Origin of the sequence: Streptomyces sp. NPDC046215 (assembly GCF_040646215.1) — a bacterium.
Classification (GTDB): Bacteria; Actinomycetota; Actinomycetes; order Streptomycetales; family Streptomycetaceae; genus Streptomyces; species Streptomyces stramineus.
This window is the reverse complement of record NZ_JBEYZW010000054.1, coordinates 1-26,420: the sequence shown is the minus strand read 5'-3', so window position 1 is coordinate 26,420 and position 26,420 is coordinate 1. Positions and strand designations below refer to the sequence as shown.

Below are 26,420 nucleotides of genomic sequence, written 5' to 3'. Positions count from 1 at the left end.
TGGTAGTGGCTGAGCTCAGCCGCACCAGCCCGTCCGGCGTTTGAGGACACCGCCGCGCAGCGGTGGTGCACCGCCGCAAGGCCGAACCGCCTAGGGTCAAGGCATGCCTCCCGCCCAGCGCACCCCCCGCGCCCGCCGCTACGACCCCGCCAAGACCCGCGCCGCCGTCCTCGCCCAGTTCGGGCACGTGCGCGCGGTGGCGGAGGGGCTGACCGACGCGCAGCTGACGCTGCCGACCCGGCTCGGGGACTGGACGGTCCGCGAGCTGGCCGCCCACATCGCCCTCGTCGTCGACCACGCCGCCGCCACCCTGGCGGAGCCCGCCCCCGCCCGGCAGGAAGTCACCCTCGCGCAATGGCCGTTCGCCACGGCGGCCCTGGCCGGGCGGATGGACGAGATCACGCACGAGCTCGCCGCCCGTTCCGCGCCGGCCGAGCTCTACGGACCGGTCGCGGAGCGCTTCGCGCGGACCGTCGTCCCGGCCCCCGGCGAACGGCTGCTCGCGGCCCGGGTCGGGGCGATCCGGCTGGACGACATCCTGGTCACCCGATGTGTCGAACTCGCCGTGCACACCGACGACCTGGCGGCCGCGCTGGGCGTCGCGATCCCGTTCGACCGGCAGGTTCTGGCCACCGCTGTCCGGGTGCTGGCCGACGCGCTCGCGGCCAAGACGCCGGGCGGTTCGGTGGAGGTCCGGATCCCGCCGTTCGCGGTGGTCCAGTGCGTCGCGGGCCCCCGGCACACCCGCGGCACCCCGCCCAACGTGGTCGAGACCGACGCCCTCACCTGGCTCCGTCTCGCCACCGGCCGGCAGGGCTGGGCCGGGGCCGTCGAAGAGGGTTCCGTCACCGCGAGCGGAGAGCGCGCGGACCTTTCCGCAGAGCTTCCCCTGCTGGGCTGATCAGCGCTTTCCGAAAGGCCCCGGGAGCACCTCGCCCGGAAAACTCCGGGAAAGCGAGCAAAAGCCACGGAGAAACACCGGAAAAGCCGGTAGAAGGTGATCCGCTGTGCCCGCCGAGTGGCTGTCCGTGGTGTGAGGCATTCGCGCCGTCCCCGGTTCGGATGAACCTCATTCCTGCAATAGACTCGGAGATGTGCCTCGTGGTGACGGACGACTCAACCACGACCTGCTCCCCGGTGAGAAGGGCCCCCAGGACGCTTGCGGCGTCTTCGGTGTCTGGGCTCCGGGTGAAGAGGTCGCCAAACTCACCTATTTCGGGCTGTATGCGCTGCAGCACCGTGGACAGGAGTCCGCGGGCATCGCGGTGAGCAACGGCTCCCAGATCCTCGTTTTCAAGGACATGGGACTGGTCTCCCAGGTCTTCGACGAAACCTCCCTCAGCTCTCTCCAGGGCCACATCGCGGTCGGTCACGCCCGCTACTCCACCACCGGAGCCTCGGTGTGGGAGAACGCGCAGCCGACCTTCCGGGCGACGGCCAACGGCTCGATCGCCCTGGGCCACAACGGCAACCTGGTCAACACCGCCGAGCTGGCCGAGATGGTCGCCGCCCTCCCCCGGGAGAACGGCCGGGCCACCCAGGTCGCGGCGACCAACGACACCGACCTCGTCACGGCCCTGCTCGCGGGCCAGACCGACGAGGACGGCAAGCCCCTCGCGATCGAGGCGGCGGCCACCAAGGTCCTCCCCGACGTCCAGGGCGCCTTCTCCCTCGTCTTCATGGACGAGCACACCCTCTACGCCGCCCGGGACCCCCAGGGCATCCGCCCGCTGGTCCTCGGCCGGCTGGAGCGCGGCTGGGTGGTGGCCTCCGAGACCGCCGCCCTGGACATCTGCGGCGCCTCCTTCGTCCGGGAGATCGAGCCCGGCGAGCTGATCGCCATCGACGAGAACGGCTTGCGGACCTCCCGCTTCGCCGAGGCGAGGCCCAAGGGCTGCGTCTTCGAGTACGTCTACCTGGCCCGCCCCGACACCGACATCGCCGGCCGCAACGTCTACCTCTCCCGTGTGGAGATGGGCCGCAAGCTCGCCGCCGAGGCCCCCGTCGAGGCCGACCTGGTGATACCGACCCCGGAGTCCGGCACCCCGGCCGCCGTCGGCTACGCGGAGGCCAGCGGCATCCCCTACGGCACCGGCCTGGTGAAGAACGCCTACGTCGGCCGGACGTTCATCCAGCCGAGCCAGACCATCCGCCAGCTGGGCATCCGTCTCAAGCTCAACCCCCTCAAGGACGTCATCCAGGGCAAGCGCCTGGTCGTCGTGGACGACTCCATCGTCCGCGGCAACACCCAGCGCGCCCTCGTGCGGATGCTCCGCGAGGCCGGCGCGGCCGAGGTCCACATCCGGATCTCCTCCCCGCCCGTGAAGTGGCCCTGCTTCTTCGGCATCGACTTCGCCACCCGCGCCGAGCTGATCGCCAACGGCATGTCGGTCGAGGAGATCGGCAAGTCGCTGGGCGCGGACTCGCTCGCGTACATCTCCATCGACGGCATGATCGAGGCGACCACCATCGCCAAGCCGAACCTGTGCCGTGCCTGCTTCGACGGCGAGTACCCCATGCCGCTGCCCGACCCCGAGCTGCTGGGCAAGCAGCTGCTGGAGACCGAGCTGGCCGGCGGCACGGACGCCGCCGACGCGCTCCGCCGCCCGTAATCGCTTCCCGTAGTACCGAACGACACGAAAGATCTCAAACACATGTCTGAGACCACAGGTGCCAGCTACGCAAGCGCGGGCGTCGACATCGAAGCCGGCGATCTCGCCGTCGAGCTCATGAAGAAGTGGGTGAAGAAGGCCACCCGTCCGGAGGTCGTCGGCGGCCTCGGCGGCTTCGCCGGGCTCTTCGACGCGAGCGCGCTCAAGCGCTACGAGCGCCCGCTGCTGGCCTCCGCCACGGACGGCGTCGGCACGAAGGTCGACATCGCCCGCCGGATGGGGGTCTACGACACCATCGGCCACGACCTGGTCGGCATGGTCGTGGACGACCTCGTGGTCTGCGGCGCCGAGCCGCTGTTCATGACCGATTACATCTGTGTCGGCAAGGTCCACCCCGAGCGGGTCGCCGCCATCGTCAAGGGCATCGCCGAGGGCTGCGTCCTGGCCGGCTGCGCCCTGGTCGGCGGTGAGACCGCCGAGCACCCGGGGCTGCTCGGCGCGGACGACTTCGACGTGGCCGGGGCCGGCACGGGCGTGGTCGAGGCCGACCGGGTGCTGGGCGCGGAGCGCATCCGCGCGGGGGACGCGGTCATCGCGATGGCCTCGTCCGGACTTCACTCGAACGGGTACTCGCTGGTCCGCCATGTGCTCTTCGACCGGGCCGGCTGGGCGCTGGACCGGGACGTTCCGGAGTTCGGCCGCACCCTCGGCGAGGAGCTGCTGGAGCCCACCAAGATCTACTCGCTGGACTGTCTGGCGCTCACCCGGACGGCCGAGGTGCACGCCTTCTCGCACATCACCGGCGGCGGGCTCGCCAACAACCTGGCCCGGGTCATGCCGGCCGGGCTGCACGCGAGCGTCGACCGCTCGACCTGGACCCCGGACGCGGTCTTCGACCTGGTCGGCCGGCTGGGCGGCGTCGAGCGGACGGAGCTGGAGAAGACGCTCAACATGGGCGTCGGCATGATCGCGGTCGTGCCGCAGGAATCCGTGGACGTGGCGCTGGCGACCCTCGCCGACCGGGGCGTGGACTCCTGGGTCGCGGGTGAGATCACCGAGCGCGGCGACCGCGCCGAGGCCGTGACGTTGACCGGTGACCACCACGCCGGCTGAGCGCCTCCGGGCAGCACAGAACCCGGTCCGGGGCGGGGCCCTGGACCGGGTCGGTGGGAGTTACGGCGTCAAGCGCGGCGACGATATGTCGAGGAGTGGTCGGACGCTTGGTCGTCCTCGTCCTCATCGTTGTAACGATCGGCGTACTGAGCGTACGGATCGTCGTCCAGCTCATCGTCCTTGTCGAGCGGCTCGCTGTTCGGCGGCTGCTTCGTCGTCGGCGATGCGCCCAGCTCATTGGCCAGACGTGAGAGGTCGGTCCCGCCGCTGTTGTACTTCAGCTGGCGGGCGACCTTTGTCTGCTTGGCCTTGGCCCGGCCGCGCCCCATGGCTCGACCCCCTCAGTGACGGGGCTCGACGGCCCCAGAGTCTTGACACGCGTTCACGTTCATGAGTCAGAGCGGACCCTCGGGGAGGTGTCCGGCCTGTAGGGCTTCAACGGTACCTGCTTCCGCGCCCATACGGTACGTCGCCCGCATGACGTGGCACGCAGCACAACCCGCGAAGAGCCCCGTCCCCGCTGGTCAGCTGCGATTTTAACGTGTCTTGAGCGCCGACCCGCCGACGGGTGGTGAGCGATCTCTCCCTCACCACCCGCCGTGGCGGTCCTGTAGAGACCGCTGTGCGGATACCGAGCGTACGACCGGGCCCACGGCGCGTGCGGCACGCCCGGGCCGGGCCGCCGCCGGGTCAGTCGGCCGGACGGGCCGCCGCGGCTCTGGCCTCCGCCATGCGCTGCTCGGCGATCCGGTCGGCCGCGGCGGCCGGCGGGATGCCGTCGGCCTTGGCACGGTCGAATATGGCCAGCGTCGTGTCGAAGATCTGAGTCGCCTTGGCCTTGGCCCGGTCGAAGTCGAAGCCGTGCAGCTCGTCGGCGACCTGGATCACGCCGCCCGCGTTCACCACGTAGTCCGGGGCGTAGAGGATGCCGCGCTCGGCCAGGTCCTTCTCGACACCGGGGTGCGCGAGCTGGTTGTTGGCCGCGCCGCAGACGACCGTCGCGGTGAGGGCGGCCACGCTCTCGTCGTGGAGGGCCCCGCCGAGGGCGCACGGCGCGTAGACGTCCAGCGGGGTGCGGATCAGCACGTCCGCGTCGGTCACCGAGGTCACCTGGGGGTGCCGGGCGATGATCCGCTCCACCGCCTCGGTGCGCACATCGGTGATCACGACCTCCGCGCCGTCCTCGACCAGGTGCTCGACGAGGTGGTGGCCGACCTTCCCGACCCCCGCGACGCCGACCCGGCGCCCGCGCAGGGTCGGCTCGCCCCACTGGGTCTGCGCGGCGGCGCGCATGCCCTGGAAGACGCCGAAGGCGGTGAGGACCGAGGAGTCGCCCGCGCCGCCGTGCTCGGGCGAGCGGCCGGTGGTCCAGCGGTTCTCCCGGGCGACGACGTCCATGTCCTGCACGTACGTGCCGACGTCGCACGCGGTGACATAGCGCCCGCCCAGAGAGGCCACGAAACGACCGTACGCGAGCAGCAGTTGCTCGCTCTTGATCTCATCGGGGTTACCGATGATCACGGCCTTTCCGCCACCGTGATCGAGCCCCGCCAGGGCGTTCTTGTACGACATGCCGCGCGAAAGGTTGAGCGCGTCGCGCACCGCGGCCTCCTCGGAGGCGTACGGGTAGAAGCGGGTGCCGCCGAGGGCCGGGCCCAGGGCGGAGGAGTGGATGGCGATGACGGCCTTGAGGCCGCTCTCGCGGTCCTGGCAGAGCACGACCTGCTCGTGGCCGCCCTGGTCCGATCGGAACAAGGTGTGCAGCACGCCGTCAGCGTCGTCGGTGGGACGTACGTCAGTCACGGTGGTGACTCCATAGGTCGCGGAGGTCGCCCTCCGGGGGTGGTGGAGGGCCGGTTGGCAAGAGGGTAAGACCTGCCGGCCCGGTGGATCGGTGTGGTGCCGAGGATCACTCTCCCGAGGTGCGACGCCATGGGACGATTTGGACAGTAAGGGGAGGGGGTGACAACTCCCCGGGGTGTCCTCCGTTTTGAGGGAGCGAGCGTGGGATCGGCGTCATCGGTGACTGTCCCGTACGCGGCGTATCTACGGGTCTATGAGCCCCTGGCCGCCTTCCCCGAACCGGAACGCGGCTACTGGACCCGCTACGCCCGCCGTGAGCGCCTCCCCGGCGTCCAGGAGGAGCTCCGCCGCTCGCTCGCCGACCTGCTGCCCACGCCGCCGGTGCCGGTCCCGGTGCACGAGAGCGGTGACGCCTTCGTCGCGGTCGTGGACGGCGTGGTGTGCGTCTGCCCCTGGCGGACCCGGCTGCGCGGCTGGCTCGCCCTGGAAGCGCTGGCCGAGAGCCTGCCCGCGCCCGTCCTCGACGCGGCGCTGCCCCCGGTGGTGCGCCGCCAGGCGGAGGCCGACTACGAGCTGTGGCAGGAGCGCAACCCCGACGCCCGCCCGTGGATCCGCACGGCGACCTGGCAGGTCCCGCTGCGCTGGTTCGTCCTCTTCTCCGACGAGGAGCGCGAGTACGGCAAGGCCGCCGACCCCCAGCCGCTGGGCGGCGAGCAGCTCGTCCTGCGCTACCGCACCCCGATGGTGCAGGCGCGGCGGCGGGTGGCGCGGGGGCTGCGCACGCTGAAGGACGCGATCGACGAGGGGCCGCTGATCGACGGCCTGGTGGACGTGGGCCGGTGGCTGGAGGAGTTCCATCCGCGCTCCCTGGTGGAGCTGGACTACGGCGGTCTGGTGCACATGGTGCCCGAGGCGGATCTCGCCGAGGACCATTCCGCCGGCGACACGGCGGAGGGACTGGCCGCGCTGCGCGAGGGCGACGGCGTCCGGGCCGGCGAGGCGTACGAGCGGTTGACGGAACGTTGGACCGCCGTGCGGAACCGCCAGTATGCGAACTGAAGTCCCATAACGGGGTTTGCGTGTTGAACGGGGTCCCTGTGGCGGAGGTGACAGGACCTAGGTCCCGATCCGGGCCATTGCGGCAACCGTGACCTAACGCACTTACGTCAGGTCTTGCGCCCATCGCCCACCCTCGTGGCAAAATAGGACAAGGAGTCCGGGAAGGACTCCTTCCGTCCAACTAAGGGTGGATAGATCGGTATTGCACTCTTCGACGGGTCTGGGGACCCCTGATCCCGCTGTGACTGATCGTCACGGCGGCGTGACTGTCCGCTATGGCATGGTCCATCGGGTTCCGTCGAGGTTGAACACCTGAGAGGGCAATTCCATCGGTTTGGCCGACGTGGCTGGACGGATGGTGTAGTTGTAGTGCCGAGGACAAGCCGTTCGTCCTATAACCGACTCGGCCCGCGTCCGCCATTTCGGGCAACGTGGGTCAAGGTGCAGAATTTAGAGGAAAGAACCGACTCCAAGTCCGGTTCTCCCGAGGAGGCCGCTCATGACCGCTCGCACCCCTGATGCCGAGCCGCTGCTGACCCCGGCTGAGGTTGCCACGATGTTCCGCGTGGACCCCAAGACGGTCACCCGCTGGGCCAAGGCTGGCAAGCTCACGTCCATCCGCACGCTCGGAGGACACCGCCGTTACCGCGAAGCGGAGGTCCGCGCCCTGCTGGCGGGCATCCCGCAGCAGCGTAGCGAGGCATAACAACCGCATAGCGCTCAACCGGGCGTTCCCGGGGCCCCCAACCCGGAACTGACGCCCACCCCCAAAGCTCCACCCTGGCTACAAGCGACAGGGGGCCTGCCCCAACAGGTTCCGTGCCCACCGACTTGGGTCAGTCGTCGATCGCGCTGGACTCCGCCGGGTCCAGCGCGATCTTTTTATGCCCGAACGGCCCCGATCGGCCTCGGGCGGCCCTGAACGGCAGCAGCCGGCCGGACGGCCCGGCGTCCCCGCCGCGCCCTTTCGGGCAGAGTGCAATTGCACATATTAAATTGACCCGTTGTAGGAAGGGGGTAAGTTCCATCACTCGGGAAACTCTTTCGGTGACTCCCATCACAGCGCAACCTGCTTGTCACTCGCTGTGTGCATACGGTAGGGAAGTCATGCCTCCGCGGCACTCTCCAGCCTGGCACCCGACTGCCGCGGGAGCAGCGGCCGTTGGTCACCGGGCGGGGGGACTTTCGTCCCGGCCGGCCTCCGGGTCCCCCGGGGGCCGCACGGCGGCCTCCTGGGCCAGCCTCAGGAGGCGGTGGCACACCGCGCAGTGTCGGGTCAGGTGGCGGTAGCCCGAGGCCGCCGAGAGGTGGGCGCGCAGCAGGGCCCTCGTCTCGTGCCGGATGCTCTCGGCCCGCTTCCGCTCGGTCCGGGTGGTCGTCGTCATGGAGCGCAACACCTCCACTGTCTGGGTACCCCTGGCACGTGTCCCCGTCAAGGTCGCCGACACAGGCGAACACAGACTGACGCAGACGGACGCGGGCGGACATGAAAAAGGCCCGGATCCCTCGAAAGGGATCCGGGCCTTCAATCTATGCGGTCCTGACGGGATTTGAACCCGCGGCCTCCACCTTGACAGGGTGGCGAGCACTCCAAACTGCTCCACAGGACCTTGCTTCGCTTTCCCACTTCCGTGGGGCTGCGAAACAAGACTCTACAGCAGGTCAGGGGGTGCAGTCGAACCCGCGCCCGCCGGCTTCGACCAGCTCAGCCACATCAGCCCGTCCGGCGCTCGCCGCCGCAGGCGGCAAACGAACAGGCCCGCCGCAGGCTACGGCACCAACTGGTCGATGGCCTTCACGATCCGCTTGTCCGACACCGGATGGGCCGTCCCCAGCGCGTGGGCGAAGTAGCTCACCCGCAGCTCCTCGATCATCCAGCGGATGTCCAGCGCCTCCTGGGGAACCGGCCGTCCCTTGGGGAACTGCTCCAGTAGCCAGGCGTGCTCGTCCTGCATCTCCTTCACCTTCGCCATCCGGGAGCGGTCCCGCTCGGCGTTGGTGGGCAGCTGCGTCAGGCGCCGGTCGACGGCCACCAGGTACCGCAGGAGGTCCGGCAGCCGGCGCACCCCGTGCGCGGTGACGAAGCCGGGCCTGATCAGCGAGGCCAGCTGCTCCTTGATGTCCGTCAGGGAGGGGACGAGCACCATCGAGGTCGTGGCCTTCAGCCGGCGCTCGCACGCCTGCCAGGCGGCCAGCACCTCCTGGACCTTGCGGATGGTGTCCAGCGTCGCGTCGACGATGTCGGCCCGAACCGCGTCGAAGAGCTTGCGGAAGGATTCTTCGTCCCACACGGGCCCGCCGCGCGCCGCGATCAGCTTGTCGGCGGCACCGGAGACGCAGTCCTCGAAGAGCGCCGGGATGGACCCGTGGGGGTTCCGCGACAGGGCGAGCTTCTGCTGGTTGCTGAGCTTGTCCTGGGCGAACTTCGCGGGGTTGGAGGGAAGGTTGAGCAGGATGAGGCGGCGGGTGCCGCGCCACATGGCCTCGCGCTGCTCCGCCTCGGTGTCGAAGAGCCGCACCGCGACCGAGCTGCCCTCGTCCACCAGCGCCGGGTACGCCTTGACCGGCTGCCCCGCCCGGCGGGTCTCGAAGGTGCGCGGGAGCGATCCGATCGTCCACCCGGTGAGCCCGGAGCGCTGCTCCGGGCCGCGCGGCCCGGAGCCCTCGCCCGCGGACTCCGACGCCTGCTCGAACGCCTTGGTGATCGCGGCCTGCGTCTTCGGCTTGAGCCTGATCCGCAGCGCTTCGAGGTCCTTGTCCTCCGCGATCTTGCGCTTGCGCTCGTCCACGATCCGGAAGGTGATCTTCAGGTGCTCGGGGACCTTGCCGAAGTCGAAGTCCTCCGGCTCCATCCGCACGCCCACCATCCGCTGGAGCTCCCGCGTCAGCGTGGCCGCCAGCGGCTCCTGCAGCGGCACCGCCCGCTCCAGGAACGCCTTCGCGTAGTTCGGCGCCGGCACGTAATTGCGCCGGATGGGCTTGGGCAGCGACCGGATCAGCTCGGTGACCACCTCTTCCCGCAGCCCGGGAATCTGCCAGTCGAAGCCCTCGGACGTCACCTGGTTGAGCACCTGGAGCGGGATGTGGACGGTCACCCCGTCCGCGTCCGCGCCCGGCTCGAACTGGTACGTCACCTTGAACTTCAGCCGGCCCTGCCGCCAGGAGTCCGGGTAGTCGTCCTTGGTGACCGCCTCGGCGTTCTCGTTGATGAGCATGGAGTGCTCGAAATTGAGCAGCTCCGGCTCCTCACGGCGCTTGTGCTTCCACCACGAGTCGAAATGCGCCCCCGACACCACGTGCTCGGGCAGCCGCTGGTCGTAGAAGTCGAAGAGCGTCTCGTCGTCCACCAGGATGTCCCGGCGGCGGGCCCGGTGCTCCAGCTCCTCGACCTCGCCCAGGAGCTTGCGGTTGTCCTGGAAGAACTGGTGGTGCGTCCGCCAGTCACCCTCGACCAGGGCGTTGCGAATGAACAGCTCCCGGCTGGTCTCCGGATCGATCCTCCCGTAATTGACCTTCCGCTGCGCCACGATCGGCACGCCGTACAGCGTCACCCGCTCGTAGGCCATCACGGCCGCCTGCTTCTGCTCCCAGTGCGGCTCGCTGTACGTCCGCTTCACCAGGTGCTCGGCGAGCGGCTCGACCCACTCCGGCTCGACCTTGGCGTTGACCCGCGCCCACAGCCGGGAGGTCTCCACCAGCTCCGCCGACATGATCCAGCGCGGCTGCTTCTTGAAGAGCGCCGACCCCGGGAAGATCGCGAACTTCGCGCTCCGCGCCCCCAGGTACTCGTTCTTCTCCGTGTCCTTCAGCCCGATGTGCGAGAGCAGACCCGCCAGCAGCGACTGGTGCACGCGGTCCTCGGGAGCGTCCTCCTCCGACAGCTGGACGCCCATCTGCTTGGCGACCGTCCGCAGCTGCGAGTAGATGTCCTGCCACTCGCGTATGCGCAGGTAATTGAGGAACTCCGACTTGCACATCCGCCGGAAGGCCGACGAGGACAGCGCCTTCTGCTGCTCCCGCACATAGCGCCACATGTTCAGGAAGGAGAGGAAGTCGCTCGTCTCGTCCTTGAACCGGGCGTGCTGCTGATCGGCCTGCGCCTGCTTCTCCGAGGGCCGCTCGCGCGGGTCCTGGATGGAGAGCGCGGCCGCGATCACCATGACCTCGCGGACGCAGCCGTTGCGGTCGGCCTCCAGCACCATCCGGGCCAGCCGGGGATCCACCGGGAGCTGCGAGAGCTTGCGGCCCAGCGGGGTGAGCCGCTTCTTCGCGTCCTTCTGCTTCGGGTCGATCGCCCCCAGCTCGTGGAGGAGGTCGACGCCGTCCTTGATGTTGCGGCGGTCCGGCGGGTCGATGAAGGGGAACTTCTCGATGTCACCGAGGCCGGCCGCGGTCATCTGGAGGATGACGGACGCCAGGTTCGTCCGGAGGATCTCGGCGTCCGTGAACTCCGGACGGGTCAGGAAGTCGTCCTCCGAGTACAGCCGGATGCAGATGCCGTCGCTGGTGCGGCCGCAGCGGCCCTTGCGCTGGTTGGCGCTGGCCTGCGAGACCGGCTCGATCGGCAGCCGCTGGACCTTGGTGCGGTGGCTGTAGCGGGAGATCCGGGCGAAGCCGGGGTCGATCACGTAGCGGATGCCCGGCACGGTCAGGGAGGTCTCCGCGACGTTCGTCGCGAGCACGACCCGGCGGCCGGAGTGCCGCTGGAAGACCCGGTGCTGCTCGGCGTGCGAGAGCCGCGCGTACAGCGGCAGGATCTCGGTGGTCCGCCCGACGGCGCCGCCGCGGACGAACTTCTTCTCCAGCGCCTCCGCGGTGTCGCGGATCTCCCGCTCGCCGGAGAGGAAGACGAGTATGTCGCCGTCGCCCTCGCGCTGGAGCTCCTCCACCGCGTCACAGATCGCGGTGACCTGATCGCGGTCGGTGTCCTCGGAATCCTCCTCCAGCAGCGGCCGGTACCGCACCTCCACCGGGTACGTCCGCCCGCTGACCTCGATGATCGGGGCGTCGCCGAAGTGCCGGGAGAAGCGCTCCGGGTCGATCGTCGCCGAGGTGATGACGACCTTGAGGTCGGGGCGGCGGGGCAGCAGCTGGGCCAGGTAGCCCAGGATGAAGTCGATGTTGAGGCTGCGCTCGTGGGCCTCGTCGATGATGATCGTGTCGTACTGGCGCAGTTCGCGGTCGGTCTGCAGCTCGGCGAGCAGGATGCCGTCCGTCATCAGCTTGACGAGCGTGTCGCCGCCGACCTGGTCGGTGAAGCGGACCTTCCAGCCGACGGCCTCGCCGAGCGGGGTCCGCAGCTCCTCGGCCACCCGCTCGGCGACCGTGCGGGCGGCGATCCGGCGCGGCTGGGTGTGGCCGATGAGGCCGCGCACGCCCCGGCCGAGCTCCAGGCAGATCTTGGGGATCTGCGTCGTCTTTCCGGAGCCGGTCTCACCGGCGACGATCACGACCTGGTGGTCGCGGATCGCCGCGAGGATGTCGTCCTTCTTCTGGCTGACCGGCAGCTGTTCGGGGTAGGTGATCGCGGGCACGGCGGCGCGGCGCGCCGAGACGCGCAGCTCGGCGGCGTCGACGTCGGACGCGATCTCGGCCAGGACGGCCGAACGGGCCTCGGGTTTGCGGATGCGGCGCGCACCGTCGAGTCGGCGGCCCAGCCGCTGCTGATCGCGCAGCATGAGCTCGGGGAGCCGCTCCAGGAGGGCGGGCAGGGCGGGGGCAGGCTGACTGGACATACGGAGTCCAGGATCTCACCCCGCGGAAAAGACTGACGAATGATTTGTCGCCCACCCGTGGAGGGGTTTGTCCCGTAAAGGTGATTTAGGTTGGCATCATGTCCGATGATCGACAGAAAACGCCTGAGCAGAAAGACACCACCGAGGGCCGCCGCCGGGGCTGGGCCGCGTTCAAGGACTCGCCCTTCCTGCCGGCGACCGTCCTGATGTTCATCCTCGCCGCCGCCGCGGGCCTCTTCGCCGGCTCGTACACCTACACGATGGCCAACCCCACCCCCCACCACATCCCCACTGCCGTCGTCGGCGCGCGGGACGACGCCCGGGGCCGGGAATTCATCGAGGGCATGGAGAAGGCCCTCAACGCCTCGCTGGAGCTGCACGACTACGACACGTACGCACACGCCCGGGAGGCCGTCGACGACCAGCGGGTCTTCGCCGTGCTGCGGGTGGGCGACGGTCCGAAGCCCGGCGTCGGGCTGGACGTGGTGGGCGCGGCCGGGGCCCAGACGGCCCAGGTGATCGCCCAGGCCGGACCCGCCGTGGGCAAGGAGACCGGCGTCCCGGTCACCGTCCGGGACATCAAGCCGCTCCAGGAGGGGGACCCGCACGGGCTCGCGCTGTTCTATATCTCCCTCGCCGCGGTCATCATCGGCTTCGTCGGCGCCATCCAGCTCAGCGTGCACGCGCGGGCGCTGAACCCGGCCGAGCGCATCGCGTTCACGGCCGGCTACGCGGTGCTCGGCGGCTTCACGATCGTCGCGGTGGCGGACTGGCTGCTGGGCGCGCTGCGGCTGCCCTTCGCCGAGTCCTGGGGAATCCTGGCGCTGACGATGTTCGCGTCGGGGATGGTCTTCTCGATGTTCAACACCCTCATCGGCCGCTGGGCCATGATCCCCACCTGGGGGCTGATGGTGCTGCTGGGCAACCCGTCCTCCGGCGGCGCCGTCTCCTGGCAGATGCTGCCCTCGCTGCTCGGCCACATCGGCCGCTGGCTGCCGCCGGGCGCGTCCGTGAACGCCCAGCACACGGCCGTCTACTTCGGCGGGCACCAGCACGCCTTCCCGTTCCTGGTGCTCGCCGGATGGGCCCTGGTGTCCTCGGCGGTCTTCTGGATCTGGCGCCACCGCCATCCGGGTGGGCGGCCGGTGGGCTCCTGAGTCCCGCGCGGCAACGCGGAAGGCCCCGATCCAAGAGGATCGGGGCCTTCCGTCACGGTGGCTGGGGCCGGGGTCGAACCGGCGACCTTCCGCTTTTCAGGCGGACGCTCGTACCAACTGAGCTACCCAGCCACGCGACCCACGAGGGATCGCAGCGGTCCTGACGGGATTTGAACCCGCGGCCTCCACCTTGACAGGGTGGCGAGCACTCCAAACTGCTCCACAGGACCTTGCTTATGTGCGAGCACTAGTCTCGCACACGGTAAAGCGTGCCCCCAACGGGATTCGAACCCGTGCTACCGCCTTGAAAGGGCGGCGTCCTGGGCCACTAGACGATGAGGGCTGATGGCCCACCTGGGCGCCTCGCGGCGCCTCGGGGACGTGAGAAGCATATGGGATGCGGGGAGGTAACGCCAAAACGGTTTCCCGGCGGCCCGGCGGGCGGGTCGTACGCGGGGCATCCCCGGGGGTCCAGGCCGGCCTCGGGTGGTCTCGGGTGGCCCCGGGAGGCCCTGGGGCGGACCTTGGGAAGGAAGGCCGCCCGAAGATCGGGGACGGCCGGGAAAGCCGTCGCCGAGGTGGGGCGCCCGGCGCGGCCGTGCCGGACAATGGCGAGCGTGCTGGAGATGACGCGCGAGGCGTTCGAGGAACTGGTCGCCGAGGCCCTGGACCGGATCCCGCAGGAACTGACGCGGCTGATGGACAACGTCGCCGTGTTCGTGGAGGACGAGCCGCCGCAGGACGACCCCGAGCTGCTCGGCCTCTACGAGGGGACGCCGCTGACCGAGCGCGGCGAGTGGTACGCCGGGGTGCTGCCGGACCGGATCACGATCTACCGGGGGCCCACGCTGCGGATGTGCACCACCCGGGAAGAGGCGGTGCACGAGACCGAAGTGACGGTTGTTCACGAGGTGGCGCACCACTTCGGCATCGACGACGAGCGGCTGCACGCCCTGGGCTACGGCTGAGCCGCCCGCCGCGGGCGAGCGCCGGGGCAGGGGTCCGGCGGGGGTGAGGGCGTGCCGCGCGTGTCCTGGGTGGGGCGGGGCCAGTTGGGCAGGAAGCCTGTCCCATGCGATCCGAAGGCGGTCCCGTCCATGCGCCCCACCTCAGCTCACGCAGCCGTCACCCGGATCGCGGCCGTGGCCGTCGCGGCCCTGGCGCTCGGGGGGTGCATGAGCGTGAGCGATCCCGAGCGGCCGGCGCCGTCACCGGGCTCGGGCAAGCAGCGCGAGGCCGGGCCGGAGCCGGACGGCGGGCTGCGGGCGCCGGGCGGTGGCCGGATCCCCGGCCGGGCGGACGCCAAGGCGGCGCGGGGCGCGAGCGGCAGCCCGGCGGCCAAGGGGGCGGCGGCCGCGTCGTCCTCCGCCTCGCCCTCCGGGGAGCCCGCGGCGTCCCCGGGGGCCGCGCGGCCCGGCAAGCCGGGGGCCAAGCCGAAGCCGCCGGGCGGGGGGCCCGGCACCGCCCCGCAGCCGGGGCACCCGCCGGCCCCCTCCCAGGCGCCTCCGGTGCCGCCGAGCAGCCCCGCGCCGCAGCCCGACCCCACGCCGCCGCCCAGTTCCCCGCCCCCGCCGTCCCCGCAGCCCGCGCCGCACGCCGGCCATGCGGCGTGAGTCACCGGAAGCGCGGCGCAGGCCGCCGGAGACGGGGCGTGAGCCGGGCGTGTGGCGCAGGCCATCCGGGGGCGACTTGCGCTCCCCGTGGGGAGGTGAGTATGGTGGTAGATCGTTTGATCCCATTTGCCCGGCGCCTGACAGAAGCGCGCCGTGTGGCGCGTTCCTTACCTTGCCGTGGCTGACCGCATCGAGGCGGTCATTTGTGAAGCCGACACGGAGCTTGGGCGCGTGCCGAAACTCCGGAAGGTTTCGCATTTCGCATGTCTATTTCCACTGAGCAGACCGTCATGCCCGAGAACGACGAGATCGTTGTCGAGGCTGCTGCCGACACCACCGCCGACGCCGTCGAGACCCCCGAGGCCCCTGCGGCCCCGGCCGAGCCGACGGTCACCTTCGGTGACCTCGGGCTGGACGACGCGATCGTCCGCAAGCTCGCGCAGAACGGTGTCACCACCCCCTTCCCGATCCAGGCCGCGACCATCCCGGACGCCCTGGCCGGCAAGGACATCCTCGGCCGCGGCCGCACCGGCTCCGGCAAGACGCTCTCCTTCGGCCTGCCGCTGCTGTCCACGCTGGCCGGCGGCCACACCGAGAAGAAGCGCCCCCGCGGCCTGATCCTCACCCCCACCCGTGAGCTCGCGATGCAGGTCGCGGACGCCCTCCAGCCGTACGGCGACGTGCTCGGCCTGAAGATGAAGGTCGTCTGCGGCGGTACGTCGATGGGCAACCAGATCTACGCCCTGGAGCGCGGCGTCGACATCCTCGTCGCCACCCCGGGCCGCCTGCGCGACATCCTCAACCGCGGTGCCGCCACCCTCGACAAGGTCCAGGTCACCGTCCTCGACGAGGCCGACCAGATGGCCGACATGGGCTTCCTGCCCGAGGTCACCGAGATCCTCGACCAGGTGCCGGCCGGCGGCCAGCGCCTGCTGTTCTCCGCCACCCTGGAGAACGAGATCGACACCCTCGTCAAGCGCTACCTGGTCAACCCCGTCACCCACGAGGTGGACGCGGCCCAGGGCGCGGTCACCACGATGACCCACCACGTCCTCGTCGTGAAGCCGAAGGACAAGGCGCCGGTCACGGCCGCCATCGCCGCCCGCAAGGGCCGCACGATCATCTTCGTCCGCACCCAGCTGGGCGCCGACCGCGTCGCCGAGCAGCTGCTCGACGCCGGTGTGAAGGCCGACGCGCTGCACGGCGGCATGACGCAGGGCGCGCGCACCCGGGTGCTGGAGGACTTCAAGGGCGGTTACGTCAACGTCCTCGTCGCCACCGACGTCGCCGCCCGCGGCATCCACGTCGACGGCATCGACCTGGTCCTGAACGTCGACCCGGCCGGTGACCACAAGGACTACCTGCACCGCTCCGGCCGTACGGCCCGCGCCGGCAAGTCCGGCACGGTCGTCTCCCTGGCCCTGCCGCACCAGCGCAAGCAGATCTTCCGCCTGATGGAGGACGCGGGCGTCGACGCCTCGCGCCACCTCGTCAGCGGTGCCGGCGCCTTCGACGAGGACGTCGCCAAGATCACCGGCGCCCGTTCGCTCACCGAGGTGCAGGCCGAGTCGGCGTCCAACGCCGCCAAGCAGGCCGAGCGCGACGTGCAGGACCTGGGCCGCGAGCTGGAGAAGGTGCAGCGCCGCGCGACCGAGCTCCGCGAGGAGGCCGACCGCCTCCTGGCGCGCGCCGCCCGTGAGCGCGGCGAGGACCCGCAGGCCGCCGTGGCCGCCGCCGCCGAGGCCGCCGCCACTGAGATCAAGGAGGCGGAGGCCGCCGCCGAGGCCGCCGCGTCCGTGCCGGCCCAGACCGCGCCCGCGTACGAGCGCCGCGACGACCGGGGCAACTTCGACCGCCGCGACGACCGCTCCGGTGGTTTCCGTCGTGACGACCGTCCGTCCGGTGGTTTCCGTCGCGACGAGCGTCGCGATGACCGTCCGCAGGGTGGTGGCTTCCGTCGCGATGACCGTCCGTCCGGTGGCTTCCGCCGTGACGACCGTCCGCAGGGTGGCGGTTTCCGTCGTGACGACCGTCCCTCCGGTGGTTTCCGTCGCGACGACCGTCGTGACGAGCGTCCCCAGGGCGGTGGCTTCCGTCGCGATGACCGTCCGTCCGGTGGCTTCCGCCGCGACGACCGCCCGCAGGGTGGCGGTTTCCGTCGTGACGACCGTCCCTCCGGTGGCTTCCGCCGTGACGACCGTCGCGATGACCGCCCGCAGGGTGGTGGCTTCCGTCGCGATGACCGTCCGTCCGGTGGCTTCCGCCGTGACGACCGCCCCTCCACCGGCGGCGGCTTCCGCTCCGGCGGCGGCGACCGTCCGTTCAACCGCGACCGCCGCGACGACCGCCCCTCCACCGGCGGCTACCGCTCCGGCGGCGACCGCCCGGCCGGCCGTCGTGACGACCACCGTGGCGGTGGCACCGCGACCGGCTCCTTCGGCCGCCGCGACGACAAGCCGCGCTGGAAGCGCAACGGCTGATCACCGCAGGTGATTTGGGGCCCGTACGGCACTTCGGTGCCGTACGGGCCCCGCTGCGTTGTGGCCACCGCCACGGACAACGGCGTATACGACTCGGGATATCGCCGTCGGCCGGGCTATGCTGCGGGGTGCGGGCCGTTAGCTCAATTGGCAGAGCAGTGGACTTTTAATCCATTGGTTGTGGGTTCGAGTCCCACACGGCCTACCGCCCGATGAGGTCACCGCGCCGTCGGTGACCTGCATCTTTTCGCCCCGGCTGGGCTTCTCCAGCCGGGGCGAAGCCATGCTTTCGGGCTTCCGCGTGAGCGGCGGTGCTTCCGTCAACTGCCGGGCGCGTCCCGGGTACCGGCCCCGACACCCCCCACCACCTCGACACCGAACATCCCCCGCTGAACGAACTCGCCGGCCTCCTCGGCGCCCGGCCCACCGATGCCCCGAGGCCCCGCGCGAGCGACTCCAGGCGCTCGTCGCGGGCCGGGAACAGCTGTCGAAGCTGCGGGCCGAGGAACTGCGGCAGCAAGTCCGCTTTCCTCGCCGACCAGGCTGGGCCGTCCGGCCGTGGCTGTCGTCGCCCAGCGCGTCACCGGCAACGACCCGGAGGAACTCGCGGCCTGGCTGCCGACACGGTCGCCCGCGTTCACCGAGGCCCCGCCGTCGTCATTCTCGGTACCGAGCACAACGGCAAAGCCCTGATCGTCGCCGCGATCTCGCGCAACCTCCACCAGGAAGGCATCGAGGCCGGCCAGATCCTCGCCGGCGCTGCCAGGGCCGTCGGCGGCGGCTCCGGCGGACGCGGCCGGCCCCGTCGCCGACGCGGGCGGACGCCGCACCGAAGCCCTCGACCCAGCACTCACCGTCGCTGTCACCGACGCCGCACTGCTCCTGGCCGGCTACTGAGCCTCGACCATCAGGTGCGGTACCGCTCACGGCGACGCGGCGGCTGGCGCTCGGCATGAGGGCGGAATGCCGGCACGGGTGACATGAGAGGCACCAGTAGCGGCAGGCCGACCTCAGGTCGTGGCTCGTACCCGCAGCAGGATCATCCCGTGGGTACGCTGGAATAGCGGGCGGGGCCGTCTGCCTGGGGCAGTCCAGGCGGGTGAAGGAGCTGTGTGATGGACGCGCGGGAAAACGTCATGGCTTGGGGGCGCGTCGTGGATACGGCCAGTGCCGCCGGAAGCCCGGTGTCCCTGCCCGTCGGGTGCACGGCGTGCGCGGGGGATGTGCGGGCCGATGGCCTCGGAGTCTGCCTGATCACCTCCGGCCGGATCAGGAGCGTGGCGTACGCCGCTGACGAGCGCAGCCACCGGCTGGAGAACGCCCAGCTGGTGGCCGGGGAAGGCCCGTGCACCGAGGCATACCTGTTCCGGCGCACCGTGGAGATGGATCTGCGTGAGCCGCCGGAGCGGTGGCCCGTCTTCGTCAGGACTGCCGCCGAGCTCGGTATCCGCAGCGTCACCGCGGTGCCCCTGCTGGTCGGAGACGTTCCCGTCGGCGTTATGGACCTCTACCGCACCACCCCGAACCCCCTCAGCGACGACAGCCGGGCCCGGCTCGATGCCTATGCCCGGGTCCTCGCGCTCCTGGCCCTGGACGCCCACCCCGCCCTGATCGGGTGGGAACAAGCGGCACCGGAGCCGGGCCCGCAGGGGTACCCGCCCCTGGTCCACCAGGCGGCCGGTGCCGCCGCCGTACGCAGCGGCGTCGGTGTCGATGAAGCACTGGCCCGGATGCGGGCCCACGCCTTCAGCCACCACCTGCTGCTGCTGGACGTGGCCCACCACATCCTCGACGGCCGGCTACGCCTCGAAGAAGACCGCGACACCCCCTGACCCCCCGCTGCCTGGACAGGGCTTTTCCGAGTCCCGCACGGCCTATATGACGCAGGTCGGGGTTACCCCCTCTGACCTGCGGTCGAGCGCCCCGTCCGGTTCCTGCCGGGCGGGGCGCTCCGGCGTTTCGCGGCGGTGATGTGAACGTGGCGTGCCCCTCGCGTGCCCATGGCCCGAAGGGCCACCCCGCTCCTGACGCGAACTCAGAAATACCGGGCGCGTAGGGCGTCGTACGCCCACTGTGCCGCCCGGCCGCGTGCTCCGACCAGTTCGCCGAAACCGCGCACCACTGCTGTGTTCGCGCCGCTACGGTAAGTGCGCGGGGTGGGCGGGGCGAGGGCGGGAGGCCGGAAGGCATGGAGAGTTCGCGAGCGGGTGAGGGCGGGACCGGCGACAGGGACAGCCGCGCACGGCACACGGAGCAGCACCCCCGGGGCGACGAAGGAGCCACGCCCTCCGAACAGGTCGAGGAGTTGCTGAGCCGGGCCCAGAACGGCTTCGACATCGACGAGCAGGTGCTCGACCGGCTGCGCACCGCGCTGATGCACCAGGCCGAGCTCCGCTCGTACCGCCAGCGCAACGACGAGGCACGGCCGCTGCGCTGCAACACCTACCGGCACATCTTCCTGCTCGCCGACGGCAGCAGCCTGCTGCTGTACGAGCTGGAGCACGACACCGGAGCGGACGGCCGCCTGCTCTACGAGCTCTACGCCCACGAGGAGGCCCTCGACCGCGCGGAGCGCCGGGTGCACGACCGCATCGGCGGCGGCATCGGGCCCGGCAGCGAGGCCGAGGAGCTGCCGGCCTGGCTGGCGGAGGAGCTGCTGCTCGCCATGGGGCCCACCCGGCCCCGCCGGGAGTACATCTCCGACGCCTCGCCCGATCACGCCCGGCGCCTGCTGCGCCGCGCGGAGAACGAGGACGGGCCCGGCGAGGTGGTGGCCGAGCTCCTCCAGGGGGCGCTCGGTCACCACATCGCGCTCATCACCAAGCCGAGGCGCCGGGGACCCGGGCGGGACGCCACCTGGTGCCGGTTCTACGAGCACGCGTTCTTGCTGGCGGGTGGCGGCGAGGTGAGCCTGTGGGAGCTGGAGCACAACATGAACGCCGACGGCAGGCTCGTCTGTGAGGTCTATCTCGACGAGGCGGAGGCGGAGGTCGCGGCGGACCGGCACGCCCGGGCCCAGGGCGTCGAGCTGTAGGGGCCGGGCCGGAGCCGGGGCAGTCCGGAGCCGGGGCGGGCCGGAGCCGGGGCCGTCCGGTCGTCGTGGGGCGGCAGTGCACGGAGAGAGCGGCGGGCAGGGGGTTACGGGGGCCGCCGTCCTGTGCTATGGTCGTTCGAGTTGCAGTTGTGGTACCCATGAACTCGTGTGCGCCTGACGGTTATGTAGCCGAAGGCGCATTTTTGTTTTTAGCCGGTCTGTCCGGTGTGGGGCCCATCCCATTCACAAGGAGATAGACATGGCTACTGGCACCGTGAAGTGGTTCAACTCGGAAAAGGGCTTCGGCTTCATCGAGCAGGACGGCGGCGGCCCGGACGTCTTCGCCCACTACTCGAACATCGCCTCGAACGGTTTCCGTGAGCTCCTCGAGGGCCAGAAGGTTTCCTTCGACGTCACCCAGGGCCAGAAGGGCCTGCAGGCGGAGAACATCACCGCCGCCTGACGATCGAATGCCCGCCCGGTCCCTCTGACGGTCCCGCCGGCCCTCGTGGCCCAGGACTGAAGAACTTTCCGGGCACCGCATGACGTATCACGCAATGGGGCCCGCACCACTGGGTGCGGGCCCCATTGTCGCCCCGCACCAGCGCGCCCAGGCTTTTCCGCCGCCCGTCCGTCCCGGACGGCCTCGCGATGCGAAGTCCTCATGTCGGGCGTGCCCCCCATTGAGGGAAGGTCCCCGTATGACTCGCTCCGCCCGCTCCACCTCTTCCGACGCCGGCTCCGCCCGCCCGCCCCGCTCGCGCGGCGGTCAGTCCGGCCGCCGGAGCCAGCCCGCCCAGGGCCGCCGCCCCGCCGCTCCGCTCCAGGGCGAGTTCGAGATGCCGGTCAGCACCACCCCGGCCCTCCCGCCCGTCGAGACCTTCGACGCGCTGGACATGCCGAACGGCCTGCTCGCCACGCTGACCCGCGAGGGCGTCACCGAGCCGTTCCCGATCCAGGCCGCGACGCTGCCCAACGCGCTCGCCGGCCGGGACGTCCTCGGCCGCGGCCGCACGGGCTCCGGCAAGACCCTGGCCTTCGGCCTGGCGCTGCTCTCCCGCACCGCGGGCCGCCGGGCGGAGCCCAAGCGCCCGCTCGCCATGGTCCTCGTCCCCACCCGTGAGCTGGCCCAGCAGGTCACCGACTCGCTCAGCCCGTACGCGACCGCCGTCAACCTACGGATCGCCACGGTCGTCGGCGGCATGTCCATCGGCCGCCAGGCGCAGACCCTCGCGCGCGGCGCCGAGGTGCTCGTCGCCACCCCCGGCCGCCTCGCCGACCTCATCCAGCGCGGTGACGCCAAGCTCGGCGACGTGCGGATCACGGTCCTGGACGAGGCCGACCAGATGGCCGACATGGGCTTCCTGCCGCAGGTCACCAAGCTGCTCGACCAGGTCGACCCGGACGGCCAGCGCATGCTGTTCTCCGCGACCCTCGACCGCAACGTCGACCGCCTCGTGCGCCGCTTCCTCTCCGACCCGGTGACGCACTCCGTCGACGCGTCCGTGGGCGCGGTCTCCACGATGGACCACCACCTGTTCCACGTCACAGACCAGGACAAGAAGGACTCCGTCACCCGCGTCGCCGCCCGCGCCGGCCGAGTGATCATGTTCGTGGACACCAAGCGCGGCGCCGACCGCCTGGTGAAGAAGCTGCTCTCCGAGGGCGTCCGGGCGGCCGCGCTGCACGGTGGCAAGAGCCAGCCGCAGCGCAACCGCACCCTGGACCAGTTCCGCACCGACCAGGTCACCGCGCTGGTCGCCACGAACGTCGCGGCGCGCGGCATCCACATCGACGGTCTCGACCTGGTCGTGAACATCGACCCGCCGACGGACCACAAGGACTACCTGCACCGCGGCGGCCGTACCGCCCGGGCCGGCGAGTCCGGCACGGTCGTCACGTTCGTCCTGCCCGAGCAGCGGCGTGAGATGAGCCGGATGATGGCCACGGCCCAGATCACCCCGAACGTCATCAAGACGTACCCGTCCGACCCGGAGCTGGCCCGGATCACCGGTGCCCGGGAGCCCAGCGGCGTCGCCGTCGTGATCACGCCCCCGGCCCCGGCTCAGCCGCAGGGCGCCGGCAAGTCCTCCCGCTCGCGCGGTTCCGGTTCGGGTTCCGGTTCGGGCGCGTCCGGCGGCTCGCGCGGGAGCCGGGGCGGCCGCGGCCGCACGCGCACCGAGGGCGGCGGCTCCGGCGCGCCCGCCGGTGGCTCCGGCAGTGGCGGCGGCGGCTTCCGCGGCTTCGGCGGCGGCAACGCCGGTGGCGGCTCCCGCCGCGCCGGTGGCACCCGCCCCGGCAACGCGGTCGGGCGCCCGCGCCGCAGCGGCGGCGCCGGCGGTGGCACCGGCGGTGGCCGCCGGTCCTCCACGGCCTGATCGGTACCGCCTGATCGGTACTGCCTGACCGGGGCGCTGCCCGGGTCAGGCACGAAGAATTGACTGTGGGGCGCACGCGACGTGCGCCCCACAGTCGTGTGCGCAGTCGTCCGTGCAGTTGCCCGCGAAGTCCTGTGCGGAGCTCCCCCGCTTGGCGCAGCACCGTTCGCCCCGGCGCACCCCACCCGCGAAGGTGAATGGGGTGACGTGCGGGACGGCCGGTCAGGAGAGAGCGCGGTGGGGAAGCCAGAGGGGCCGGCGCGGCCCCGGGAGAGGGCGTCCCGGCCGGGGCGGCGCCGGAGCCTGCGCGCGCCGAGGGGCCGGCCGGGTCTCTCGCGTCTCCCGCGCCACTCGCGTCTTCCGCGTCATTCGCGTCTCGCACGGAGGGTGCGCGCCGTGGTCCGTACGGGGCGGCGGCTGCCGACGGTCCTGATCGTCGCCGGTGTCGTCTTCGACCTGCTCACCCCCGTCCACTACACCGGCACCCCCTTCCTCTCCGCCGCCCCGCTGGTCGCGGCCACCCTGCACTCGCTGCGCGCCACCGCCGTCACCGGCCTGGCCGCCGTGGCCACCGCCACCGGGCTCGCGGTCCGGCAGCGCACGGCCGACACCGGGGAGGCCGTCAGCGAGATCCTCACCGTCGTGGTCGTCTCCCTGCTCGCGCTGGGCATCAACCGCGTCGCCCACCACAGTGATCAGAAGCTCGCCTCCGCCCGAGGGATCGCGGAGACGGCGCAGCGGGCCGTGCTGCCGGCGCCACCGGCCCGGATCGGCGGGCTGCGGGTGGCGGCGCGCTACGTGGCGGCGCAGGCCGGCGCCCGGATCGGCGGCGATCTCTACGGGGTCCAGGACACGCCCTACGGGGTCCGGGTGGTCGTGGGCGACGTTCGGGGCAAGGGGCTGGAGGCGGTGGAAGCGGTGGCCGTGGTGCTCGGTGCGTTCCGCGAGGCCGCTGAGCAGGAGGGCAGCCTGGAGCGGGTCGCGGTACGGCTGGAGCGCGCGCTGCAGAGGGAGGGCGCGCGGCGCGCGAACCTGGATCAGGTCGAGGGCTTCACCACGGCCGTGCTGGCCGAGATATCGCCGGACGACTCCGTGCTGCGCCTGGTCAACCGCGGCCATCCGCCGCCCCTGCTGCTGCACCCGGACGGTGGGATCGGCGAGGCGCACCCCGCGGTGCCCGCCCTGCCGCTGGGCATGGGGGACCTGGGCATGTGGCCGGACCGGGTGGAGGAGTGGGAGTTCCCCGCCGGGTCGACGCTGCTGTTGTTCACGGACGGGGTCACGGAGGCGAGGGACGCGGACGGAGTCTTCTACGACCCGCGGACCCGGCTGACGGGACGCCAGTTCCGGAGCCCCGAGACGCTCCTGGATGTGCTGGTCATGGACGTCGCCCGGCACTCGGGCGGCCGGACGGCGGACGACATGGCCCTGCTGGCGATTCGTCACGGCGACGGCCCGCACCCCGCCGCCGGGGCGTCCTCGTCGGCGGCGACCGGCGCCACCGCCGCACCAACCGCCGCCGCGCAAAAGGCCGTCGGCACCGTCCGTAGCCGCCCTTGACCGTGCGCATTGCGCCGAATAGCGAACTGACGCCCGATCACCTGCGGTTCTTTGCAAAGTCTCGGCGACAGCCCGGCGGATTCATGCTTTCGGCTTGGAAATCACCCGGCCTGTCTATTAACGTTCGATAACGCAGCGCGGTTGTCACAACCGTCGTAAGAGGCGGCACCGCGCGCCTTCGCCGAATCCCACGGGCACAGCACGACCTGCTCCACCAGCAGCATCCGGGAACCGGGGAACCAACCACCTTGGGGTGAATCGGGCCGCACGCGGGCCCGTAGGAGACCTTCCTTGCTCCGAACCCGTCAGCTAACCCGGTAGGCGAGAAGGAAGGAAAGGAGTGCGCCTCCGTGGCGTCCAACGAGCCTGCCCGTGAAGCGAGTCCGTACGGGGCTTCGTATGAGTTTTCGTACGAGCCGTCACCTGGGGATTCGTATGAAGCGACCGATGAAACGACGCGTGAGTTTCTGTACGAGCCCGCGCCGGGGCCCCGGTTCGGGGCACCGCACGAGACCTCGTCCGGGAACGGGTCCGGCACCGGGTACGGCAATGGGTACGAGACGTCGGGCGGGCCGTTCCACGAGTCCTCGTACGAGCCCGGTTTCGTGCGGCCTTACGCTCCGCGCCCCACGGACGCCCCGGCCCTGCCGGATTCCCCGGTCGCCGCGGTGACGGGCACGACCGGGCAGTCCCGGCGCGCCGAGTGGAACCCCTCGACGGACTCAGCGTTCCCGGTGCGGGGCCGGCACCGCGTCGTCAAGCAGCGCGGCGGCACGATGGCCCGCAGCGGCGCGGTCCTCGGCGTCGGAGTCATCGCGGCGGTCGGCGCGGGCGGCATGGCGACCGCACAGGACCGTCCGACGGCCCGGATCTCCATGCCCGACCTCGCCCAGCTCCCCGGCGTGGGCACCCTCCTCGCGGGTGACGGCGAGCGCGCGGGTGACGGCGGGGGCTCCACGACGGCCGACCGCCCCGGAACCTCCGCTTCCGGCAGCCGGGCCGGCGGGGCCGCACAGCCCGGTGCCGGCCAGCCGCTGACCCAGGCGGGCCTGTCCGCCGAGGACGTGGCCCGCGGCACCGCGAACGCGGGTGAGGCGCTCCGCGCCCGCATACTCCAGCAGGCCGAGCACCAGCAGACCGCCGCCGACGACGAGGCGCGCGCCTCCAGGGCGTCGGCGGCCGGGGCGGCCCAGCGGAAGGCCGCCGCGGACCGGGCGGCCGAGGCGAAGGCCGCGGCCGACGCCGCCGAGGCCGCGCGGGAGAAGGCGGCGGAGGAACGGGCGGAGAAGAAGGAGGCCGCCGCGCGGGCCCGAGCGGACGGGCCGGCCGAAGGCTCGGGCACGTCGTCCTCCGGTTCCTCGACTTCCGGTTCCGCTTCGGGTGCGCAGAGCGGCGGCTCCGGGTCGGGGAAGAGCTCCCGCAGCACCGGCTCGTTCGCCCTCCCCGTGGGCTCGTACACCCTGACCGCCGGCTTCGGACAGTCCGGCAACATGTGGTCCGCCAACCACACGGGCCAGGACTTCGCGGCACCCACCGGTACGCCCGTCAAGGCGGTCGGCGCCGGCACGATCACCCAGGCCGGGTGGGCGGGCGCGTACGGCTACCGCGTCGTGCTGACGCTGGACGACGGGACGGAGGTCTGGTTCTGCCACCTGTCGTCGATGGTCGTCACCTCCGGCAAGGTCGACGCGGGCGATGTCATCGGCCGGGTCGGCGCGACGGGCAATGTCACGGGCCCGCACCTGCACATGGAGGTCAGACCGGGCGGCGGGGCGCCGGTCGCGCCGCTGTCGTGGCTGCGGGGCAAGGGGTTGCAGCCGTAGCCTGCCGGCGGGGTTTGGGTTGGGGGGGGTGGGGGCCGAGCAAAGCCCCCCGC

General features: G+C 71.5%; 19 protein-coding genes, 5 tRNA genes and 1 riboswitch. Of the genes, 16 read left to right on the top strand and 8 right to left on the bottom strand.

Annotated features, from left to right (window positions below; translation table 11 throughout):
* The first annotated feature begins 103 nt into the window (after positions 1-103).
* The 3 genes from ABZ951_RS22480 to purM all read left to right on the top strand — a co-directional run bounded on the left by ABZ951_RS22480 (position 104) and on the right by purM (position 3,725).
* Positions 104-901, top strand: a complete 798-nt coding sequence (locus ABZ951_RS22480) for a sterol carrier family protein (RefSeq protein WP_344093286.1) — start codon at positions 104-106, stop codon at positions 899-901.
* Positions 902-1,094: 193 nt separating this feature from the next.
* Complete coding sequence (gene purF, locus ABZ951_RS22475) at positions 1,095-2,612, top strand: amidophosphoribosyltransferase (protein WP_344093284.1); 1,518 nt, start codon at positions 1,095-1,097, stop codon at positions 2,610-2,612.
* 42 nt (positions 2,613-2,654) lie between these two features.
* The gene (gene purM / locus ABZ951_RS22470; RefSeq protein WP_344093282.1) at positions 2,655-3,725 is read left to right on the top strand and encodes a phosphoribosylformylglycinamidine cyclo-ligase; all 1,071 of its coding nucleotides are present in this window, start codon (positions 2,655-2,657) and stop codon (positions 3,723-3,725) included.
* Between the two features lie 68 nt (positions 3,726-3,793).
* Here purM and ABZ951_RS22465 read toward each other — a convergent pair whose 3' ends face one another.
* Complete coding sequence (locus tag ABZ951_RS22465) at positions 3,794-4,054, bottom strand: DUF3073 domain-containing protein (protein WP_344093280.1); 261 nt, start codon at positions 4,052-4,054, stop codon at positions 3,794-3,796.
* A 361-nt stretch (positions 4,055-4,415) separates the two neighbouring features.
* A complete protein-coding gene (locus ABZ951_RS22460) occupies positions 4,416-5,528 on the bottom strand; it encodes a Glu/Leu/Phe/Val dehydrogenase dimerization domain-containing protein (protein WP_344093278.1) in 1,113 nt (370 codons plus the stop codon).
* 201 nt (positions 5,529-5,729) lie between these two features.
* Between ABZ951_RS22460 and ABZ951_RS22455 the strand changes: the two genes are divergently transcribed.
* Together ABZ951_RS22455 and bldC are read left to right on the top strand one after the other, a co-directional pair.
* Complete coding sequence (locus ABZ951_RS22455; RefSeq protein ID WP_344093276.1) at positions 5,730-6,587, top strand: hypothetical protein; 858 nt, start codon at positions 5,730-5,732, stop codon at positions 6,585-6,587.
* A 499-nt stretch (positions 6,588-7,086) separates the two neighbouring features.
* Entirely contained in the window at positions 7,087-7,293 is a 207-nt protein-coding gene (gene bldC, locus ABZ951_RS22450; protein WP_003949541.1) for a developmental transcriptional regulator BldC, read from the top strand.
* Positions 7,294-7,753: 460 nt separating this feature from the next.
* Here bldC and ABZ951_RS22445 read toward each other — a convergent pair whose 3' ends face one another.
* The 3 genes from ABZ951_RS22445 to hrpA all read right to left on the bottom strand — a co-directional run bounded on the left by ABZ951_RS22445 (position 7,754) and on the right by hrpA (position 12,322).
* Complete coding sequence (locus ABZ951_RS22445; protein WP_344093273.1) at positions 7,754-7,972, bottom strand: DUF6274 family protein; 219 nt, start codon at positions 7,970-7,972, stop codon at positions 7,754-7,756.
* A 150-nt stretch (positions 7,973-8,122) separates the two neighbouring features.
* Positions 8,123-8,197 (bottom strand) — tRNA-Asp (locus ABZ951_RS22440).
* Positions 8,198-8,356: 159 nt separating this feature from the next.
* A complete protein-coding gene (gene hrpA / locus ABZ951_RS22435) occupies positions 8,357-12,322 on the bottom strand; it encodes an ATP-dependent RNA helicase HrpA (RefSeq protein WP_344093271.1) in 3,966 nt (1,321 codons plus the stop codon).
* 98 nt (positions 12,323-12,420) lie between these two features.
* Here hrpA and ABZ951_RS22430 point away from each other — a divergent pair, with 98 nt between their 5' ends.
* Complete coding sequence (locus ABZ951_RS22430) at positions 12,421-13,479, top strand: ABC transporter permease (RefSeq protein ID WP_344093269.1); 1,059 nt, start codon at positions 12,421-12,423, stop codon at positions 13,477-13,479.
* Between the two features lie 58 nt (positions 13,480-13,537).
* Here the strand turns inward: ABZ951_RS22430 and ABZ951_RS22425 are convergent.
* The 3 genes from ABZ951_RS22425 to ABZ951_RS22415 all read right to left on the bottom strand — a co-directional run bounded on the left by ABZ951_RS22425 (position 13,538) and on the right by ABZ951_RS22415 (position 13,822).
* Positions 13,538-13,611 (bottom strand) — tRNA-Phe (locus tag ABZ951_RS22425).
* A 23-nt stretch (positions 13,612-13,634) separates the two neighbouring features.
* Positions 13,635-13,709 (bottom strand) — tRNA-Asp (locus ABZ951_RS22420).
* 40 nt (positions 13,710-13,749) lie between these two features.
* A tRNA-Glu gene (locus ABZ951_RS22415) sits at positions 13,750-13,822 on the bottom strand.
* A gap of 274 nt (positions 13,823-14,096) precedes the next feature.
* Here ABZ951_RS22415 and ABZ951_RS22410 point away from each other — a divergent pair.
* The 10 genes from ABZ951_RS22410 to ABZ951_RS22365 all read left to right on the top strand — a co-directional run bounded on the left by ABZ951_RS22410 (position 14,097) and on the right by ABZ951_RS22365 (position 26,367).
* A complete protein-coding gene (locus ABZ951_RS22410) occupies positions 14,097-14,447 on the top strand; it encodes a metallopeptidase family protein (protein WP_344093267.1) in 351 nt (116 codons plus the stop codon).
* A 129-nt stretch (positions 14,448-14,576) separates the two neighbouring features.
* Complete coding sequence (locus tag ABZ951_RS22405) at positions 14,577-15,092, top strand: hypothetical protein (RefSeq protein WP_361280532.1); 516 nt, start codon at positions 14,577-14,579, stop codon at positions 15,090-15,092.
* Between the two features lie 263 nt (positions 15,093-15,355).
* Positions 15,356-17,572 carry a DEAD/DEAH box helicase gene (locus ABZ951_RS22400; protein ID WP_344097952.1) on the top strand — a complete coding sequence of 739 codons (2,217 nt, stop codon included), beginning with the start codon at positions 15,356-15,358 and terminating at the stop codon, positions 17,570-17,572.
* A 132-nt stretch (positions 17,573-17,704) separates the two neighbouring features.
* Positions 17,705-17,777: transfer RNA gene (locus ABZ951_RS22395), tRNA-Lys, on the top strand.
* A 910-nt stretch (positions 17,778-18,687) separates the two neighbouring features.
* Positions 18,688-19,404, top strand: coding sequence for a GAF and ANTAR domain-containing protein (locus ABZ951_RS22390; protein WP_344097954.1), 717 nt, complete (start codon positions 18,688-18,690; stop codon positions 19,402-19,404).
* Positions 19,405-19,760: 356 nt separating this feature from the next.
* Positions 19,761-20,606 (top strand): DUF6227 family protein, encoded by an 846-nt coding sequence (locus ABZ951_RS22385; protein ID WP_344097955.1) that lies wholly within the window; start codon positions 19,761-19,763, stop codon positions 20,604-20,606.
* Positions 20,607-20,865: 259 nt separating this feature from the next.
* Positions 20,866-21,069, top strand: a complete 204-nt coding sequence (locus ABZ951_RS22380) for a cold-shock protein (protein WP_344097957.1) — start codon at positions 20,866-20,868, stop codon at positions 21,067-21,069.
* A gap of 238 nt (positions 21,070-21,307) precedes the next feature.
* On the top strand, positions 21,308-22,984 hold the full coding sequence (locus ABZ951_RS22375) for a DEAD/DEAH box helicase (RefSeq protein ID WP_361280529.1): 1,677 nt from the start codon (positions 21,308-21,310) through the stop codon (positions 22,982-22,984).
* 396 nt (positions 22,985-23,380) lie between these two features.
* Entirely contained in the window at positions 23,381-24,544 is a 1,164-nt protein-coding gene (locus ABZ951_RS22370; RefSeq protein ID WP_344094804.1) for a PP2C family protein-serine/threonine phosphatase, read from the top strand.
* A 169-nt stretch (positions 24,545-24,713) separates the two neighbouring features.
* Positions 24,714-24,883: riboswitch (cyclic di-AMP (ydaO/yuaA leader) on the top strand.
* A 305-nt stretch (positions 24,884-25,188) separates the two neighbouring features.
* The gene (locus ABZ951_RS22365) at positions 25,189-26,367 is read left to right on the top strand and encodes a M23 family metallopeptidase (protein WP_344094814.1); all 1,179 of its coding nucleotides are present in this window, start codon (positions 25,189-25,191) and stop codon (positions 26,365-26,367) included.
* Positions 26,368-26,420: the final 53 nt, after the last annotated feature.

Coding starts and splice junctions, on each gene's coding strand:
- ABZ951_RS22465 (WP_344093280.1), bottom strand. CDS start 4,054: ATGGGGCGCGGCCGGGCCAAGGCCAAGCAGACAAAGGTCGCCCGCCAG.
- ABZ951_RS22430 (WP_344093269.1), top strand. CDS start 12,421: ATGTCCGATGATCGACAGAAAACGCCTGAGCAGAAAGACACCACCGAG.
- ABZ951_RS22375 (WP_361280529.1), top strand. CDS start 21,308: ATGACTCGCTCCGCCCGCTCCACCTCTTCCGACGCCGGCTCCGCCCGC.
- purM (WP_344093282.1), top strand. CDS start 2,655: ATGTCTGAGACCACAGGTGCCAGCTACGCAAGCGCGGGCGTCGACATC.
- ABZ951_RS22390 (WP_344097954.1), top strand. CDS start 18,688: ATGGACGCGCGGGAAAACGTCATGGCTTGGGGGCGCGTCGTGGATACG.
- ABZ951_RS22480 (WP_344093286.1), top strand. CDS start 104: ATGCCTCCCGCCCAGCGCACCCCCCGCGCCCGCCGCTACGACCCCGCC.
- hrpA (WP_344093271.1), bottom strand. CDS start 12,322: ATGTCCAGTCAGCCTGCCCCCGCCCTGCCCGCCCTCCTGGAGCGGCTC.
- ABZ951_RS22385 (WP_344097955.1), top strand. CDS start 19,761: ATGGAGAGTTCGCGAGCGGGTGAGGGCGGGACCGGCGACAGGGACAGC.
- ABZ951_RS22405 (WP_361280532.1), top strand. CDS start 14,577: ATGCGCCCCACCTCAGCTCACGCAGCCGTCACCCGGATCGCGGCCGTG.
- ABZ951_RS22445 (WP_344093273.1), bottom strand. CDS start 7,972: ATGACGACGACCACCCGGACCGAGCGGAAGCGGGCCGAGAGCATCCGG.
- ABZ951_RS22400 (WP_344097952.1), top strand. CDS start 15,356: ATGTCTATTTCCACTGAGCAGACCGTCATGCCCGAGAACGACGAGATC.
- ABZ951_RS22380 (WP_344097957.1), top strand. CDS start 20,866: ATGGCTACTGGCACCGTGAAGTGGTTCAACTCGGAAAAGGGCTTCGGC.
- bldC (WP_003949541.1), top strand. CDS start 7,087: ATGACCGCTCGCACCCCTGATGCCGAGCCGCTGCTGACCCCGGCTGAG.